The sequence below is a fragment of the Paenibacillus sedimenti genome, assembly GCF_014534655.1.
GTDB lineage: Bacteria > Bacillota > Bacilli > Paenibacillales > NBRC-103111 > Paenibacillus_E > Paenibacillus_E sedimenti.
Genome location: NZ_JACVVD010000010.1, coordinates 62,290 through 80,493 on the forward strand (window position 1 = coordinate 62,290; position 18,204 = coordinate 80,493).

At 49.2% G+C, this 18,204-nt stretch carries 15 protein-coding genes; 3 read left to right on the forward strand and 12 right to left on the reverse strand.

Annotation, left to right across the window (positions count from 1 at the left end):
• Positions 1-6 precede the first annotated feature (6 nt).
• Together hprK and ICC18_RS23955 are read left to right on the forward strand one after the other, a co-directional pair.
• Positions 7-921: an HPr(Ser) kinase/phosphatase gene (gene hprK, locus ICC18_RS23950; protein ID WP_188176982.1), complete on the forward strand. Its 915-nt coding sequence runs from the start codon at positions 7-9 to the stop codon at positions 919-921.
• Between the two features lie 137 nt (positions 922-1,058).
• Complete coding sequence (locus ICC18_RS23955; RefSeq protein WP_188176983.1) at positions 1,059-2,009, forward strand: hypothetical protein; 951 nt, start codon at positions 1,059-1,061, stop codon at positions 2,007-2,009.
• A 342-nt stretch (positions 2,010-2,351) separates the two neighbouring features.
• Here ICC18_RS23955 and ICC18_RS23960 read toward each other — a convergent pair whose 3' ends face one another.
• The 7 genes from ICC18_RS23960 to ICC18_RS23990 all read right to left on the reverse strand — a co-directional run bounded on the left by ICC18_RS23960 (position 2,352) and on the right by ICC18_RS23990 (position 11,116).
• A complete protein-coding gene (locus tag ICC18_RS23960; RefSeq protein ID WP_188176984.1) occupies positions 2,352-4,334 on the reverse strand; it encodes a transglycosylase domain-containing protein in 1,983 nt (660 codons plus the stop codon).
• 92 nt (positions 4,335-4,426) lie between these two features.
• Positions 4,427-4,579: a hypothetical protein gene (locus ICC18_RS23965; protein ID WP_188176985.1), complete on the reverse strand. Its 153-nt coding sequence runs from the start codon at positions 4,577-4,579 to the stop codon at positions 4,427-4,429.
• A gap of 74 nt (positions 4,580-4,653) precedes the next feature.
• Positions 4,654-5,565 carry a helix-turn-helix transcriptional regulator gene (locus ICC18_RS23970; RefSeq protein ID WP_188176986.1) on the reverse strand — a complete coding sequence of 304 codons (912 nt, stop codon included), beginning with the start codon at positions 5,563-5,565 and terminating at the stop codon, positions 4,654-4,656.
• A 172-nt stretch (positions 5,566-5,737) separates the two neighbouring features.
• A complete protein-coding gene (locus ICC18_RS23975) occupies positions 5,738-6,616 on the reverse strand; it encodes an aldo/keto reductase (protein WP_188176987.1) in 879 nt (292 codons plus the stop codon).
• Between the two features lie 187 nt (positions 6,617-6,803).
• Positions 6,804-7,190: a carboxymuconolactone decarboxylase family protein gene (locus ICC18_RS23980; RefSeq protein WP_188176988.1), complete on the reverse strand. Its 387-nt coding sequence runs from the start codon at positions 7,188-7,190 to the stop codon at positions 6,804-6,806.
• 28 nt (positions 7,191-7,218) lie between these two features.
• Positions 7,219-8,865: a thiamine pyrophosphate-binding protein gene (locus ICC18_RS23985; protein ID WP_188176989.1), complete on the reverse strand. Its 1,647-nt coding sequence runs from the start codon at positions 8,863-8,865 to the stop codon at positions 7,219-7,221.
• Positions 8,866-8,875: 10 nt separating this feature from the next.
• On the reverse strand, positions 8,876-11,116 hold the full coding sequence (locus ICC18_RS23990) for an EAL domain-containing protein (protein ID WP_188176990.1): 2,241 nt from the start codon (positions 11,114-11,116) through the stop codon (positions 8,876-8,878).
• Between the two features lie 243 nt (positions 11,117-11,359).
• Here ICC18_RS23990 and ICC18_RS23995 point away from each other — a divergent pair, with 243 nt between their 5' ends.
• Positions 11,360-11,530, forward strand: a complete 171-nt coding sequence (locus ICC18_RS23995; RefSeq protein WP_188176991.1) for a hypothetical protein — start codon at positions 11,360-11,362, stop codon at positions 11,528-11,530.
• A gap of 141 nt (positions 11,531-11,671) precedes the next feature.
• Here the strand turns inward: ICC18_RS23995 and ICC18_RS24000 are convergent, their stop codons facing one another.
• From ICC18_RS24000 to hutU, 5 genes are all read right to left on the reverse strand, one after another.
• On the reverse strand, positions 11,672-12,880 hold the full coding sequence (locus ICC18_RS24000; protein ID WP_188176992.1) for a YecA family protein: 1,209 nt from the start codon (positions 12,878-12,880) through the stop codon (positions 11,672-11,674).
• A gap of 128 nt (positions 12,881-13,008) precedes the next feature.
• Entirely contained in the window at positions 13,009-14,076 is a 1,068-nt protein-coding gene (locus ICC18_RS24005; RefSeq protein WP_188176993.1) for an FUSC family protein, read from the reverse strand.
• Between the two features lie 161 nt (positions 14,077-14,237).
• Positions 14,238-15,206, reverse strand: a complete 969-nt coding sequence (gene hutG / locus ICC18_RS24010) for a formimidoylglutamase (RefSeq protein WP_188176994.1) — start codon at positions 15,204-15,206, stop codon at positions 14,238-14,240.
• On the reverse strand, positions 15,203-16,504 hold the full coding sequence (gene hutI, locus ICC18_RS24015; protein WP_188176995.1) for an imidazolonepropionase: 1,302 nt from the start codon (positions 16,502-16,504) through the stop codon (positions 15,203-15,205). The genes hutG and hutI overlap by 4 nt, the downstream gene beginning before the upstream one ends.
• A complete protein-coding gene (gene hutU, locus ICC18_RS24020; protein ID WP_188177150.1) occupies positions 16,491-18,188 on the reverse strand; it encodes a urocanate hydratase in 1,698 nt (565 codons plus the stop codon). The genes hutI and hutU overlap by 14 nt, the downstream gene beginning before the upstream one ends.
• Positions 18,189-18,204: the final 16 nt, after the last annotated feature.

The following is an 18,204-nucleotide window of genomic DNA, read 5'->3' on the forward strand; positions in this document are numbered from 1 at the left end:
CGATTGGTGAAGCCTGTCACAGTCAAAGATTTAGTAGATCGCTTCTCGCTGGAAGTGCTTGCCGGACACTCGGAATTGCACCGCACCGTTACCAAAACAAGAGCGCATCGCCCCGGTCTGGAATTTGTCGGCTATTTCGAATATTTTCCGCAAGAACACGTACAGCTATTGGGTACGAAAGAAATTACTTATCTGCATAAGCTTAGTGAGCATGAAAGAAATCACCACATCGGCAATATTGTCAAATATCACCCGCCTTGTTTTGTCGTGACGAGAAACCAGGAGGGCTTGAAATATTTAACGAAATACTGCGAGGAGGAAAAAATCCCGCTCTTGCGCACATCTTCTCCAACGACAAAGTTTCAGGAGCTGGTCGACAGTTATTTGAGCAAATCGCTTGCTCCGGAAATCGCTGTTCACGGCGTTTGCGTTAACGTGTCTGGGATCGGCATTCTGCTGCGCGGCAAATCCGGCGTAGGCAAAAGCGAAACCGCGCACACTTTAATTCGCCGGGGGCACCGGCTCGTCGCTGACGACATCGTTGTCCTTAAGAAAATCAGCCCGGAGACGATTCTCGGTACGCATAACGGAAAGACGAAAGAATTTCTGGCATTGCGCAGCATCGGACTGATCAATGTGTCGCGTCTATACGGGAGAAAAGCGTTCCAGGACGAAACTCGCGTCGTGCTCGATATTGAGTTGACCAAATGGCAGGAAGATGCGCTCAACAACGATTTGGAGCTGGAACCCAAATTCACGGAATATATGGATATCCGGATTCCCCATATCGAAATCCAGCTGCAGCCGGGCCGAGATGTGGCCGGGCTTGTCGAGGCGGCCGCCAACAGCTGGTATTTGCGCCAGCAGGGCTATAGCGCTGCAGAGGAATTCATGCAGCGTTTGCAAAGCGGGATGGATTAATCTCCCGCCTTATTCCGAACAGTTCGATTTATTCATTAAGGATTATTCGCGAGAGAGCGTTCTGTTGCTTCCTTAACTTCATACCGCCTTAAAACCGCCTCCATTGCCGAAAGTTGTTGGTGGAGGTGTATCACATCATGAACAAAAAATTACGAATCACAATACTGGCGATCACCATAGTGTTGCTGCTATTCGGCGGATGGACAGCCTATGCGTCAACCTCAGCAAGCTCCCAGGTTTCAACGGCGGTCAAGGGAACATTCAAATCCGTTGATTCCGCGGGCAATAAGGTGACCGTAACAACAGACAGCGGCGATCAAACGATCCCGTTAGCCAAATCGGTATGGGTATACCGCAACGAGCAAAAGGCGCAGCTGTCCGACTTAAAAGCAGGCGATAACATTGAATTGATACTGAATAACAAGCAGCAAGCCGCTTACGTCAAAGCCTTGTCGGAGGACGGTACTGTTCCGGAAACGCAGCAGCCAGCCCAAGTATCACCTGCGCCTTCCAGTGGAGATGAAGCCTCTACGGGAACTGTGCCGACAGCACCAGCGGGATCTGCTCCGGCTGCAAGCAACCCGCCTCAAGCACCTGCTCCTCAGGCGAATGAGGTTTATCCCGGCTTGGACGGCATCGACCTGAAAATCGATGGCAAGCATTTCAAGCTGCATATTAAGCAAGAACCCGGCAGCAATGGCGGCAAGTATTATGACCTTCATATGAAGCCGGAAGGAGCCGGAATGGTTCACTTAAAAGGCGATGAGGCCGCTGCATGGATCCAGCAACTTCTTGCCTCTGTTGACCTGAAATCTTTAAACGCCGAGCAGCAGCTCCTGAAGGAGCTAGCCGATCATTATGACCTCGATGCGAGCAAGCTGAACATCCAAATGAAATCCGAATGGAAACAAACTGCAGCCTATTCCAAGCATGATGATGACGACGATGATGACGATGACAAGGATGAGGATAGAGACGATTCTCAAGAGAGAGAACGCAAAGACCGCGATAAAAAAGACGAAAAGACAGAGAAGCACGAAAATAATAAAAAGAACGACAAAGAGCGTGGCAACAAACACGATGATTAAGGAAGAAAATTACCGCTGAGATAAAAACAAACTACATTTCATGCTGTTAATATTGATCAAATAGCCTCATTCTTCCACTTACCTGCAGATTGTGCCGTTAATTAAGCATAAAATATGGAAAATTGCCCTAATGGCTAAATTAACGGCACTTTTTGCATTTTATTCATCTCTTTAGCCCATATACGGTAAAAAAACAGGCACTTTTTGCTAGAAAAATGTTTCATGGGGACTGACAAATCTTAAAAAGGGCACACCTAGAAGATATTAAAAAAGCCGATCACATCCATTGGGGATGTGATCGGCTTTTACATATTTTACCAATCATAATTTTCATATTTATTTCTAATCATCATCTTTTTTCCCTTTGTTGTGCCATTTTTTCTTCTCGTCCTTTGTAGTCTGTTGATAATAGGAATCTGCAGATGGCGTTGTCACCTGCATCTCTTTCATAATGGGCATTTCAAAAGGGACAACAGGTGCCCTCGCCAGCGCGCGAGTCATAATCTCTCTGAATAGGACCGCCGGCACCGCTCCGCCGGATGTGGTCAAATAATGATTACGATCCGTTCGGTCGTAACCCACCCATATCGCTGCCGTTAGCTCTGGCGTGTAGCCTACGAACCAAGCATCCTTAGCACTACTGGTGCTAATTCCTTTGAATTCGTCCGTGGCCGGCAATTGTGTCGTCCCGGATTTTCCCGCTACCGGGCGGTTCATCGCCGCATTCTTACCCGTTCCGCTTGTTACCGCCTGCTGCAGCATACCTGTCATGGCATAGGCCGTCTCCGGCTTCATGACCTGCACACCTTTGGGGTTCGCTTGAATGAGCACATGACCGTCTCCGGTTTCGATTTTGGTAATCGTATGCGCTTGATGCAGAACCCCCTTGGCGGCAAAGGCACTGAACGCTTGCGCCATTTGGAGAGGCGATACCCCCTCTGATAGCCCTCCAAGCGCAATACCTAACTGACGGTCCTTGGCAGGCAGTTCAATCCCTAAGGATTGAACGAATTTGAGCCCGCTGTCGATACCCATCTCATGAAGCAGCCAGACAGCCGGTATGTTCCATGATGAAGTAACCGCCTCTTGCATCGTTACCATCCCCCGTGACTGATGATCCCAGTCCGCCGGCTTATAGCCGCCGATGTCGAGCGGACCATCGTAAAGAACCGATGATGGGGTGTAGCCTTTTTCGAGTGCCGGACCGTAAACAACGATCGGTTTGAACGCGGAGCCCGGCTGCCTCCGCAGCTGCGTTGCACGGCTAAAACCGCGAAAAACGCCATCACCGCGCCCTCCGGCAAGTGCACGAATGCCGCCCGTTTGCTGATCCAGGATGACCGCGCCGCTCTGAATGAGTTGATCCGGCTTGCTTTCCGGAAAAAAGCCATCCTTGCCATAAACGTCCATAACCGCCTGCTGCACCACAGGGTCCAGCTCCGTTGTAATCCGCAAGCCGCCTGTTAATATCTGCTCTTCCGTAAAACCATACACTTGAACGGCTTCGCTGATGACCGCGTCAACGTACGCCGGGTAACGCCCCTTCAGGTCATCCTCTTTGCCTGTTTTGACGACGCCTAGTGGAGTAGCTTTCGCTTTTTCGTAATCCTGCTGCGTGATCTTCCCTTCATTACGCATCAGCAAAAGGACCGTATTTCTTCGTTCAAGCGCCTGAGCCTCGTCTTGGAATGGGGAATACCGGCTGGGCGCTTTAGGAAGTGCGGCAAGGACCGCCGCCTCCGGCAAGGTTAAGTCCTGCACATTTTTGCTGAAATACGTTTTTGCCGCCCCCTGGACGCCCCAGCTTCCCTCCCCGAAATAGATGCTGTTCAAGTACATTTCCAGAATTTCATTCTTGCTGTAAGTCATATCGATTTTTATCGCAAAGGCAGCTTCTCTTAGTTTACGGCCCAACGTTTTTTCTGCATTCAAGAACAAGTTTCGTGCCAGTTGCTGCGTAATCGTGCTTGCTCCCTCTGAGTAACCGCCCCGGATCACATCACGCATTACTGCGCGGAGAATGGACTTCAGATCGATGCCCGGGTGCTCGAAAAATCTTCGATCTTCTACCGCCACGACGGCATCCGTCAACGCTTTGGGCATTTGCGGCAGCTGCACGGGATCAATCTTGGATGCGGATAACTGCGATGCCGGTTTACCGTATTTATCCAACACGAGAGTTGCCTCGGGAAGCGGCTGGTTAAGTTTGGAAATGTCCAATCCTCGAATGTACATGTAACTTACCAAACATAATGCGACACCCCCTGCCAGCGTCACTCCAATTAGAATCTTCCATATGCGCTTTTTCCAAATTGTCTTGCTCATCGTACCTTCCTCCTATCGCTTATAAGTATTCGCAGCGTTTATGAAGTAAGCGACGCTCAGGAGGATGGTATTTATAGCAAATTCATTTTAGCTTAGAAACCGATAAGAGCAAAAAGGCCGGACAGGAAGGTTCTAGGTTTTCGCGGAAACGACCGCGACCATTTCCAGGCATCCCGGTCAATTTCTTTGAGTTCTTGATTGTGTTGAAGTATTTTCTCCTCGAGAAAATAAGGGTGATTCGGCATCCTCATACACTCCTTTTTTAATCATTCGTTGATCAATGACCTCATTGTATAAAAAAAAGTATGACAGCTAGGTGTCATACTTCTTCGTAACGTTTTAACATTTTTGCAATTTTATTTTGAATCAGCTGCCTGAGTGTGGGCGGCTCCAGCACCTCCACATCTTCCCCAAAGCTTAAAATGGATGTCACTAACCAATCTTCGTCAGAGGGGTTAATGACCCTTATCGTTAGACTCCCGTCTTCATTAAACCTTTTATCTTCAGCGTAAAAGTAATCCAGCGCCCTTGCCATAGAGCCCGTCGTAAAGTGAAGAACGGCATCGTCCATTTTTCTCTGTCCATTATTCGCAACCGAAAGATCGCTTGGAGGCGTCGTGTGGTGCCGGTAAAAGATTTCCGGTAAAGCAGTCAGTCCCGTCATTCTAGAAAGCTTAAACATCCGATAATCCTGACGAGCTCTGCAGTACCCATGCAGAAACCAGGCATAATATTTAAACAGCAAACTGACCGGCTCAACCGTTCGAAGACTCCTCTCATCTTTCCCATTCATGTAATCGAATCTTACGACATGGCGAGAACTGATCGCTGACCGAAGCGTATACAAATCATCGTTGTTGGCCCGCCAACTGCCCAGGTCCATCGTCAAGCTCGGTGAATTCGTGTCGCTTTGGATCGTCTGAAGCCTATGAATGGTTTCCGTCGTTTTGTCATCCTTGAATACAGTCGCCGTACTGTGAAGCAACGTGATTAACGACTCAATGTCGTTAGAACCGAGCAAGCTTTTATCCATCTTATATTCTTTGATGATACCATAACCGCCATTGACGCCTTGATAAGATACGACGGGAATGCCGGCCGCACATATGGCCTCGATATCGCGGTAAATCGTTCGTTGCGAAACCTGATACTTCTCCGCCAGCTCTGATGCAGACAGGACCTCGTGATTCAACAAAGCGTAAGTAATGGAAATTAGCCGTTCCAGTTTCATTGTCATCACCATTTATCAAAAAGTGTGAAACCCATCATGCGAACATACGTTCATTCCATTATAACACACTTACAACGACGAAAAAGCCCCAATAGCCAACTATAATTTCGTGGGCCTTGAAGCTTTTGAAAAAGTCGTTCATCCAATCCTTAGATGAGATACGTTTTAAATGTTATGCAATCGATGTCGGTGCGCCGAATATCGTCGTATACCCGCTAATTGAACTCAGGATGCGCTCTGCTTCTTCATCGCTCATTAAGCCATATCGCTCCACAGCATCGACAATTTTGGGAAACAAATGAATATCCCCCGCGCTTGCAAAACCGCTTACCCCTGGAATAGACAGAACAAAATGCACGCAAGCGTCAATAATCTCCTGTTGGTCGAAAGGCTCATACCAGGTAGCGTGAGGACGGTTCTGCCCTTCTGCCCACGGAGCCTTGGCAATCGCTTTGATTACACGTACGGCTGCCGATTGTTTGCCCGCCTCTTCCATTAGGGCATCGAATGACTCACGATACTCAGGCAATCCGTACATGTAATAGTTAAGAGGCAGCAGCACTGTGGCAAACGGAAATCGGCGAAGTGCTTCCAGATGGACGATAGGCGCCTGATGTCCATGGCCCGTAATGCCAATTTCTTTAACAATCCCTTCGGCTTGTGCTTCTACAGCGGCTTCCAGAGCACCGCCTTTTTCCGTACAGCGGTCCAGTTCATCTAAGGAACCTACCGCATGCAATTGAAGGAGGTCAACTGAATCTACCCGCATACGCTCCAAGGAACGATAGATCTCTTCTTTCGCTTCCTCCTTGGAGCGTTGCCCCGTTTTCGTTGCTAAAAAAATGTCGTTGCGTACGCGGCTTATGATCGGCCCCATGCGCAACTCAGCATCCCCATAGCTTGCTGCCGTATCAAAATGATTAACGCCATGCTGCAAAGCGTAGGTAATGGATGTATCCGCTTCTTCCTGTGTGACGTTCCCTAGACTAGCGGCCCCGAACATAACGACAGAGCTCTCGTAACCCAAACGACCGATCGTTCTTTTCAGCATGGGCGAAACTCCTCCTTAATAGTCATACAAAATCACGTTCATTATATCAGATCACTCTTTTTTGTGTAAGTGCTTACAAAAGGGTGAGTTAGCTACAAGAAGGTAACTGCTGACGTCTATCGTCTTATTGATGACAAGACCCCATCTGTAAAGTCAGACGGGGTCTTGGTGATTATATTCCGCAATATTACTCTAATGTAATTTCGCGCTCTTTAAACACTTTCATCGTAACGCCCACCGCATCGACTGCCTTCGGAAAGCCTGAATACGGAATCGTATGAATAATAGCTTCAATGATTTCTTGCGGAGTAAGCCCGACATTGAGGGCGCCGTTAATATGAAAATCAAGCTGATTGGAAGCGCCTGTCGTAATTAACGCTGTAATCGTCATTAAGCTTCTTTGTTGTAAACTAAGCCCTGGGCGGGAATAAATCGTACCGAACGGGAATTCGACAATGAGATTGGCAATGTCGGGACTGAATTGCTTAACCCAGTTAATCGTCCCATTCATGATTTCTTCGTCGACCATTTTGCCTAATACTTCTATGCCTTTTTCATAGCTACTCGTTGCCATATGTACCTCCTTCGAACTACATAAACTTTTATTCCAAACTTAGTAATCTTGTAAGAATCGGCGGAATTTCCAAAGGATCTACCATGACCTCTATGACTGTAGCCGTGTTCGATTTTAAAGCTGCCAGAACTGCGTTCTTGATGTCCATTTCATTCTCACAGCGGTAAGCCACCGCGCCCATGGATAATGCAAATAGACTGACATCCAGCGGCCGCTTATACACTGCGCCGACAGATCGGCCCGTATTGTAAGACATTCCTTTATCGACCATATCTAGTCGCCCGTTATTCAGCACGAAGAAAATGACTGGCGCCCCATGGTTCACAGCCGTCGATATCTCGGTTCCGTGCATCAAGATGCAGCCATCACCGGTTACACATACCACGGGGCGGTCAGGCATAGCTATTTTAGCCCCAATGGAGTAACCAATCGCTGCACCCATGGCAATAAACACTTCGTCGAAATAGAACGTTCCGGGCTCCATGATTTCAAAATTTTGAACGGCGTGGAATGAATGACTGCCCGCATCACCGAACAGTACTGCCTCTTTCGGAAGCGCAGCGCGCAAGCTCCTGAAGGCCGCTCCCGCTGACAAAGCGTTTTCCGCTAGCGCCGACGACGTTGCGGCCACTTCTTCAAGAGCTACCAACGGTCCGTGCGCTCTGGCAGAAGCACCGCTTCGCTTGACTAATTGGCTCAGGTTGTAATGGATATCGCCGAGAATAACTTGCGTCGGCGCTTGAATCGATTTGCCCGCAAATGTCAGCTCATACTCAAACTGCAGCACCTTGTCCGGTTCCATATCGGCGGTAAAGCCGGAGAGCTGCATGTCGCACAGTTTGCTTCCGACGACGATCATCAGATCGATGCCGGATTTCATGTAAGCCGTCACTTGCTTGGAACCGCCAAGACCATATCCGCCTAGATATAATGGATGCTTAGTAGGGAAAGCACCTTTGCCTCCCGGCGATGTAACAACAGGAATCCCCCAATGCTCGGCGATGATACGCAGCTCGGCATATACATCCGACATGACGGCGCCTTTTCCAAGGAAAAGGACCGGTTTCTTCGCCTCTTCGAGCAAAGCAATCGCTTTATCGATGTCACGCGATACGACGGGAGAAATATGATCTGGCAGCGGCAGACAGAACGATTCCACTTCCTCCATCAGCACATCAAACGGGATGCACAGATGGACGGGACCTTTTTCACCGGCGTATGCTTTCTCGAGCGCATGCTTGAGGTACAAGGGAAGCAAGTCCCCCCGCTCAATACGCGCGCTGAACAAGGTAACGGGCTCGAACATTTTGACCAGATCCGTTCCGAATTGGCTGGAATCCTGACTTAACGCTCGTCCCGTATCCTTCATTGAAGGTTGTCCGGTAATGAATAGAACGGGAAGCTGGAACTCTTTGGCCTGTCCGGCTGCCGTAATGAGATTCGTTCCACCTGGTCCTGACGTACCGATGGCTACACCCATCGTTTTCTTAGCGAGCGCATAACCTGAGGCCTCAAACCCGCAGCCGGTTTCGTGACGGCCTAATACATATTCAATTTCGTGGTTTTCCAATTCTAACATAAGCGGAGAAATCGATTTTCCAGGGATGCCGAATACATGCGTGACCCCCCAGTTTTTAAAGTGCTCAACCAGTATGGTATAGACTCTCTTCTTCATCAGGTCACCTTTACGAATTAGTTTTCATTGCCGACGTTCTCGTGAATAACTGTTCAATTTCATTTGCGGGTAAAGGTCGATGGTAGTAAAACCCTTGCACTTCATGGCAATTTTGGCTCCGTAAAAAGTCCAGTTGATCCTTGTTTTCTACGCCTTCTGCGATTACATCAATTCCGAGTTTATGAGCCATAGCAATGATCGTGGCTACAATATCCGCATCATTCGTATCCGTCATAATATCCCGTACAAAGGACTGGTCGATCTTCAAACGATCAATCGAGAACAATTTCAGATAGTAGAGATTGCTATAGCCCGTTCCAAAATCGTCGATACAAATTTGTATGCCTAATTCCTTCAGCTTCCCGAGCACTTCAATCGCAATTTCAACATTCATAGTCATCGACTCTGTAATTTCCAGCTCTAGATATTGTGGATCCAACTCAGTTTCCAGCAGAATCCTTTTGACGGTGTCGACTAAATTTTGTTTTGAAAATTGACGAGAGGACAGATTGACCGACACTTTCATGGGTGCGAACCCTTTTTCTTTCCATATCTGATTTTGTCGGCATGCGGTTCTCAGTACCCATTCCCCAAGAGGGACGATGAGTCCTGTCTCTTCCGCAATCGGGATGAATTTGCCAGGAGGGACTAAGCCGAGGGTTGGGTGCTTCCAACGAACTAGCGCTTCGGTACCGATGATTTCTCCCGTTTGAAGCTTGATCTGAGGCTGGTAGTACAAAACAAATTCCTCTTGCTGCAGGGCTTTGCGGATTGAATTTTCGAGCGTAAGCCGTTCAAGGCCACCGCTATTCTGGGTAGGCTTAAAGATGGCGTAGTTGTTCTTGCCTTCGTCTTTGGCCCGGTAAAGGGCGATGTCAGCGTTCTTCATCAAGGTTTCGGCATTCATGCCGTCATGAGGATAGAAGGCGATTCCGATACTGGCTGTAATGTAGAACTCGTAACCATCTATAGCGAACGGTTTCTCAAACGTCTGAATGATTTGTTCGGCAACATGAATGGCGTCTATATGATCTGTAATTTCCTGTAAGACGATGGTAAATTCGTCCCCACCCATCCTGGATACCAATTGATTTGGTGCATGGCAGCATATCTTCAAACGATCTGCAACAAGCTTCAGCAGCGTATCCCCGTTGTTGTGTCCGAGGGTATCATTAATTTTTTTGAAGCTGTCCAAATCCAGAAACATGATGGCAAAGATACTGTTATTCTTTGCACCATGCCTTAGTAAATCCGCAACATGTCCGGCGAAATATCTCCGATTCGGCAACCCGGTTAAATCGTCATGATAGGCCAGATAGTTGATTTGCTTCTGAGTATGATAACGCTCCGTGATATCCCGAAATTGCGCAAATGCACCCATGATCTGCATATTCTCATCGTGTATCGGGAAGGCGTCAAACAGGCATACAAGCTCATCTTGTCCCTGTTTGGGATGCAGCATCAGTTCCATATCTTCGTATTCTTTGCCCGTTTGCAGAACCTCGCCGATAAACCGTTTGGTATTCACATCCGAAATAGGCTTATAGATCACATCCTGCTTAATGGAGCCTGTTAATATCTCGGCAAACTTATTAAACTCGGTAATGATACCTTCCCGATCCGTAATAATGATTCCGTTCCGAGTCGTCTCGATCACCACTTGATTCAAAATATGCAGCCTTCGGTTCTGCTTTTTCAGCAGCAGTTCCCTTTCGATTGAGTCTACAACCGTGCACAGCATCGCGAGCAAAAAAGGATTATGCTGATCGATGGTCGTCATAATCGTAATGGTACCTAGCAAATTCGATATATCCGTATATTGGAAAGGAACCGAATAACAAGCGGAGGCTGTCAGAAATTTATAATAATGCTCGTCTCCGACAAGTTGGAAAGGATACCGGTGTTCGAGGGCCAAATTAATACTGTTCGTCCCTGCTTCATGTTCCTTAAACACGAGGCCCACCCGAATGCCGGATTCGTTGACCACACTTTTGATGGCCTCATCTCCGGCCATTTCCAGGATGCAGCCTTTCTCGTCCGAGATCATGATCAGCAGCGGAATCCCCTTCATGAGCTCCAGCATTTTATGGACGAAAAAATTGATTACGGATAATATCTCCTCATATTCCCCCCGTTTTTGATTCAGGTCGGCTTCTGATAAAAAAGTTGAAAAGGAGGGGATTGAGCTGGGATCGATACCTAGCTTTTCACATCTCCACTTTGATTCTGAGATCCAAGATTCGTTATTCATCTAATCCCCCTTCTCTACTATGAAAGAGTGCAAACAATTACACTTAAAATTCAATGAAAAACCCGTATTTTATCGCTTCTTTTTCATTATGTCAATGAATATCAAATTTTGTCAATTCATTTTGAAAGAAAAACGGGCAAAGGAATAGGTCCTTCGCCCGTTCTGATTTAATGTTGATGTGTAAATCCGCTAATAGATGGAAACCATATGGGTAGATAAATCAATTTAGGAGGAGTTTTCAACTTGACTGATAAAAAAATTACTGATCAAACTGCTTTTGAAACAGCAGGTATTCCTACGCCGTCCAATCAAGAAAATATTGCATCAACCGATAAAATTAGTGAAGTAATCAAGGGCATTATGGATAATATTGAAGATGGGATTTACCCTGAAACAGATAGAAACCATAAGTAGAATTCTTATTTCAACTTTTTCCGTTCCGCCAGTTTCTCGATCGATTTCACAATCCGATTCGTCCGGGTTTCCGGTCTTTTAGCGGTTAGATAGGTCCAGTTCCCTATACACTCAGGTCTGATCAGTTCAGCTTGAAATTTATCAAGCCCCGCAGCATTTCTTATGCTTCTTGCCGCTGCCGCAAGGACAAGGGTCGTTTCGCCCGACTTTATTCCTTGTTGCAAAATCGATCACTTCCGCCTTGGCCGGAGGCTGCTGCATCAAAAGGGCAGGCGCGCTTGCCGGTGATAGTTCATTCGGCGTGTACCCCTTAAGCAACCACTGGCGGGTGTTGTTATTAAGCTCAGAAATATGACCCATAAAGCCCTGCGTCAATAACAAATCATCGATCTCCAGCTGCTGCTGCAGCTCTTTAAGCAAATAACCCGGCGAATGTCCGAGACGAATGTTATCCGTACAATCTTCGACGATAAAATCGGCTTCTTCCTGAGATATTCGATAATTTTTCCGGATAAAATCGACGAAGGCTCTATGACTTGGGTTCCGGTCAACGAAATCCGGCTCTCCTGCTTGCAGAAGCTGACTCTTGGTGAACGGATAGAAAGACAAATCCAATCTGAACTCCTGCTCCTGGACGACAGGATTAATCCCCATTAATTCATTGAAGAAGCCGGAGGAGCTAGGCCGAATCTTTCGATAGAACGGGATGGAATCCTGAATAATGGACACATATTCGTCCATCTCCACTTCCAGTCCCGTTAGTTGCTTGATCATGCTCACCAAATCGTGCAAACGAACATGTCCGTAATAAAACAGCATGCCATGGGTCAGCTTGATCCATTCCGTATTCCTTCTGATCGATTCGCTAAAAATCTTATGGTCTAGGCTTTGAAAGCTCTGCAGTACTTCCTGAGGAATTACCAGCGCGTGCTTCCCCTTGTGCTTGCCTGAGAATATCAAACCCCTGCCGTGGAAATATGCTAGCTGTTCGTTATCAATCAACGAATATGTGTAGCCGCCGCGAGCAGCAATTTGTTTCAAAACTTGGAAACGAGTCTCGTCAAATTTATGTAGAAGCTCGTGAAGCGAAGCAGGAATCTGCTGCTCCAATACGCCCGCTAATTGTTCTTTATTCATTGAGCTTACGCCTTTAACCGCCAGATTCGTCCTAATTTCCGTCAATTCATTTTTCGTCAATCCGGCAAGACCGCCCTCCAGCGCAAGCGGAACTTCAATCTCAAGCCAACGCTTTCCCTCTGCTTTAGCCGCCATTTTTTGCTGCGTCTCTCTTGCCTTAGCCACGGCATTAAGAAGCGCTTTTTGATCTTTCGCGCTCAGGCGCTTGTTCATTTCCTTCATCCTTTCCAAAACAAAAACAGTATGCGTTTAATCCATATATTGTACACACTATCGAGTACTTGCGATAGGGCTTCCCACTATTTCCCAACACGATCTACGAGCCGATAAGGTCGCAACCTTTATTTTAATCGAATACTTTTAAGCAAAATGTCCAAAGGCTCCTTCTCTTCCGTATCCCCGCGATGGACATGTTCCACGAGCTTATCCAGCCTCGTCACTTGATGGCCGTAGTCGTATAATGCCGCCGCAACAACCGACAATCGGAGCATACCCGCAGGCCGTTCGTTATAGCGCTCAATGAGTAGGGTCATGAACCGCTCGTTCTCATCTTCCATCTCCAAACCTTCAGAACTGTCAGCCTTGAGCTTGTCATCGAATTTCAACAATACATGCTCATGAAACTTGATCAGCTTCTCCAGATGACCGTCGAAATAGCTGTCAACCTCCGGCGTACGGGCGGCTTGAAAATAGTGCTCCTCCACGGCTTCCAGCACCTCGAGACCTTTATGCATCACAAGCAGCTTTTGCTTATAGATGACCAAATGACGGATGCGGCCGAGCCCGGCGCCTTTTAGCTTCTTCACTTCTTCTTCCATGAGCTTGTACTTATCCGCCAAAGCATGTAAGGCGCTCCGCAACCCTTCCTTTTCTTCACGAAATACCGTTTCCTTCATTTCATTAGAAATGACCGTCCGAAGGAGCAGCGACATAATACTAAAGGCCGTCTGAATTTGTGCAGCAAACTGTTCCTTAGGTTTAGGCGGGAAAAAGAGGACGTTGATCAGGAAAGCACAACCGATGCCGATCAAGCTCAGCAAAAAACGATTAACGGCAAAATTCCACTCCGCTGAAGCCTCCATCACCGCGACAACCGTAACTAACGTTAGCCCTATCGTTTCTTCCATACGCATTCTTAAGCAAATGATAATGACAATAATACAGACGATTCCAATCGCTATAATATTGTTGGAGAAAAACGTACCGGCCAAAAGGGCTAGCACCGCTCCCAGAATATTCGTTTGCAGCTGCTCGAGGAAATAACGCCAGGACCGGTAAATCGAGGGCTGCATCGCAAAAATCGCCGCCACTGCTGCAATAACGGGGGGCGTAAAATTCAGCCAAGCACTAATATATAAGGCCAATGTAACGGCAATGCCTGTCTTCCACACGCGCGCACCAAAAACCACAAAGCTCCTCCTCTTACTTGCATACCTATTAAGTCCTATCTTACACAGGTGCGGGGTCGGATGCAAAAAAAGGAACTGTCCCGCAGGTCTTTTCAGACCAATCGGAGCAGCTCTCTTGCCAATCAAGACGAAATGTAAACTTAAGGACAGCCTCTTCATTCTTACCCCTGGCGTGCTGCAAGTCCTGCCAAAAAGCTGAGCATGAACTGCACGGCAAGGCGTGAGGTCATGTTGCGCACATCGACGGTCGGATCGATGCAGACGAAATCCAGCCCCTGCACCTGTGGCAGCGAACCGAGACGGTACAAAGCATCAAGCGCGTCCCACGGATGCATCCCGCCGGTACCGATCGCCGGACAGCCCGGCGCATACGCTTGATCGATCACATCCACGTCAAAGCTCACATACAGCACGTCCGTGCCATGTCCCGCGAGCTGCAGAGCCTGATCGAGCACCGCATCGATGCCCATTCGCCTTACATCGCGCGAGGTGTATACATGTACGCCTTTGCTTTTTACATAATCATGGTACGGCTTGGAATTCATAAAACCGCGTATGCCGATTTGCACGATGTTAGCTCCCTGCACGACACCCGATTCGAGGATGCCTCGGAACGGGGTGCCGTTGGTCACGCCGCCATCTTCGAAATTGCGCACATCATGGTGGGCGTCAAAATGGATAATGCCGACTTTTTTCCCGGGATGGCGGTCGACAAAAGCCTTCAAAGACGGGCAGCTCGTCGAATGATCGCCGCCGAAAATGATCGGGATCAGGTTTGGCTGCGCTTTATATAGAGCGCGCAAACTTGCCTCTATGCGGCGGTGGCATTCAGCGATGTCGGTCACATGCATTTGGATATCGCCAAGATCGCGAACCGCCAAATCCTGCAGGTCGACCCCATACTCCATGGAGTATGTAGTAAAGGACTTGAAAGCCGTTCGAACCGCAGCAGGTGTCGTCGAGGCGCCTGAATGCGAGATCGACGGTTTTGACAAAGGGATGCCGATGATTCCTGCAAGCAGTTGTTCTTCACCGTCCCACCGGCGAATCCAGTGAGCGACCTTGGTTTCCATATGGTCTCTAAACGCAGCCTGATCCGGCGACTTCAGAAAAGGAATCTCGTGGCTCATTGCAAGGCCCCCTCCTTATTCGAAGTCACGATGGTGCGGTTCCATGCGATGACACTTCCGTTTTTGATGACGCCAAACGTATGGTTAACCCCAAAATGGTACGGTAAATATGCGAGATTCGGCGAATCGAAGATCGTTAAATCCGCACGCTTCCCAACCTCAATCGTTCCGATGTCATGCCCGCGTCCCAGCGCAGCCGCAGCGTTGATCGTACACGCGGTCAGGATCTCCTCCGGCGTCATCTTCAAGTTCAGCGATGCCAACATCATGATGAGTTGGATCGATTCGGTCGGACAGGAGCCCGGGTTGTAATCGGTAGAAAGGGCTACCGGCAGTTCGTATTTGTCGATCATATCTCTCGCACGCGCATGTTTTGCGAGTCCCAGGTTGAACGATGTGCCTGGCAAAAGTACCGGAACCACGCCGTGTTTGGCTAATGCAGCCAATCCTTCATCGGTCGCAGCCAGCAAATGCTCTGCGGAGATCGCACCCAGTTCGCCCGCGAGCCCTGCTCCGCCCAGCGGTTCTATTTCGTCCGCATGTATTTTCGGGACCAGGCCGTGACGCTTGCCTGCCAGCAAAATACGGCGTGATTGCTCGACGGAAAAAACGCCATGCTCACAGAACACATCGCAAAACTCCGCAAGCCCTTCTTCCGCTACTTTGGGCAGTATTTCATTTATGATGAGGTCTACAAATGCCTCCGTATGCCCTTTATATTCAGGCGGTACCGCATGCGCACCCATAAACGTCGAGACGACATCAAGCGGGTGCGTATCGTTCAATCGTTTAGCCACACGCAGCTGCTTCAATTCATCTTCCAAAGTGAGGCCATAGCCGCTCTTCGCTTCGACGGTGGTCACCCCATTCATCAGCATCTCATTTAGGCTTCGACGCGCCTTGTCATAAAGCTCCTGCTCGGTAGCCGCTCGTGTGGATGTCATCGAACTGAGAATGCCGCCCCCCTGCGCCAAAATATCCAGATACGGGACGCCGGAACGCTTCAGCGCCAGCTCATGCTCACGGGAGCCGCCATGAACTAGATGCGTGTGCGGGTCAACCAATCCAGGCGTGACCATGCGTCCGCAGACGTCGATAGTCTCTGTAATTTCGATGCTTGCAAGGAGGTCATGGACCTCTTGTTTAGGGCCTACTAGGGCGATTCTCCCTTGGCTAATGGCTACCGCTGCATCAGTGATCTCGCGGATTTCCTTCATCTCTTGACCGCAGCGCGGGACATTTCCCGGCGGCGTTACCAGGCGGCCAATCCCTGTAACAAGCAAATCAACACATTTCATCTTTCGTTGTCCTCCTCCACGATCCCTGTTCACGCATCGGGATTCGAATGCTGTGCTTCTCCGCCGTTTCAATCGCTTCGTCGTAGCCGGCATCCACGTGGCGGATAACCCCCATGCCCGGGTCGGAAGTCAAAACGCTTCTCAGTCGTTCAGCTGCCGCATCCGTTCCGTCAGCTACAACGACCATCCCTGCGTGCAGCGAGTAGCCCATCCCAACGCCGCCGCCGTGATGGATAGAGACCCAAGATGCGCCGGCCGAGGTATTGATCAGCGCATTAAGGATCGCCCAGTCGCCGACGGCATCGGAGCCGTCTTTCATCGCTTCCGTTTCACGGTTCGGTGACGCCACGGAACCGCAGTCCAGATGGTCGCGACCGATGACGATCGGCGCCTTCAGATCGCCGTTTCTCACCATCTCGTTCAAGGCGAGGCCGAATTTCTCGCGCTCGCCGAAGCCGAGCCAGCAAATTCGCGCCGGGAGACCCTGGAACGCGATACGCTCGCCTGCCATCTTGATCCAGCGGCTCAAATGATCATTGTCCGGGAACAGCTTAAGAACCAGTTCGTCTGTCTTGCGAATGTCCTCCGGATCGCCGGAAAGCGCAGCCCAGCGGAAAGGTCCTTTACCTTCGCAGAACAGCGGGCGAATATAGGCCGGTACGAAGCCCGGGAAATCGAAGGCACGGGTAACGCCCTGATCAAAAGCAACCTGGCGAATATTGTTGCCATAGTCGAAGACTACAGAGCCCATCTGCTGCAGATCGAGCATCGCTTGCACGTGAGTCGCCATACTGCTTTTGGAGAGCAACACATATTGATCTGGATCTGTGTCACGTAAAACAGCCGCTTCGTCCAGCGTAAAGCCGGCCGGGATATATCCGATCAGCGGGTCATGAGCCGATGTTTGGTCGGTTACAAAATCCGGCTTGATGCCGCGTCGTACAAACTCCGGATAAATTTCCGCCGCGTTGCCCAACAGGCCGATCGCCAGCGGTTTTTGCTCTTCCATCGCTTTATTTGCAAGCAGCAGCGCTTCATCCAGCGTTTCCGCGAGCACGTCACAGTAACGGGTATGGATACGGCGCTCAATCCGGGTTCGGTCCGCTTCAACGGCAATGACAACGCCTTCGTTCATCGTAACTGCCAGCGGTTGTGCCCCGCCCATGCCGCCTAGACCTGCGGTCAAAGTTAATGTGCCTTTAAGCGTACCGCCTGCATGCCTGCGAGCCGCTTCGGCAAATGTTTCGTAAGTGCCTTGCAGAATGCCTTGCGTCCCGATGTAAATCCAGCTTCCCGCCGTCATTTGGCCGTACATCATCAGCCCTTTTTGCTCCAGTTCGCGAAAATGCTCCCAATTTGCCCATTTCGGTACGAGAACAGAGTTAGAAAGGAGCACGCGAGGCGCGCGTTCATGGGTTTTGAAAACGCCAACCGGCTTGCCCGACTGGATGAGCAGCGTTTCATCGCTTTCCAGGCGCTGCAATTCGCGTACGATAGCGTCATAGGAAGGCCAATTGCGGGCCGCTTTGCCGATACCGCCGTAGACGACAAGATCATCCGGACGCTCTGCGACCTCCGGGTCGAGGTTATTCATCAGCATGCGCATGGCAGCTTCCTGCACCCAGCCTTTGCAGGACAATTCCGAGCCGCGAGGGGCACGGATTACTCGTTTTTGACTGTTCATATTCGTATTCATCTTC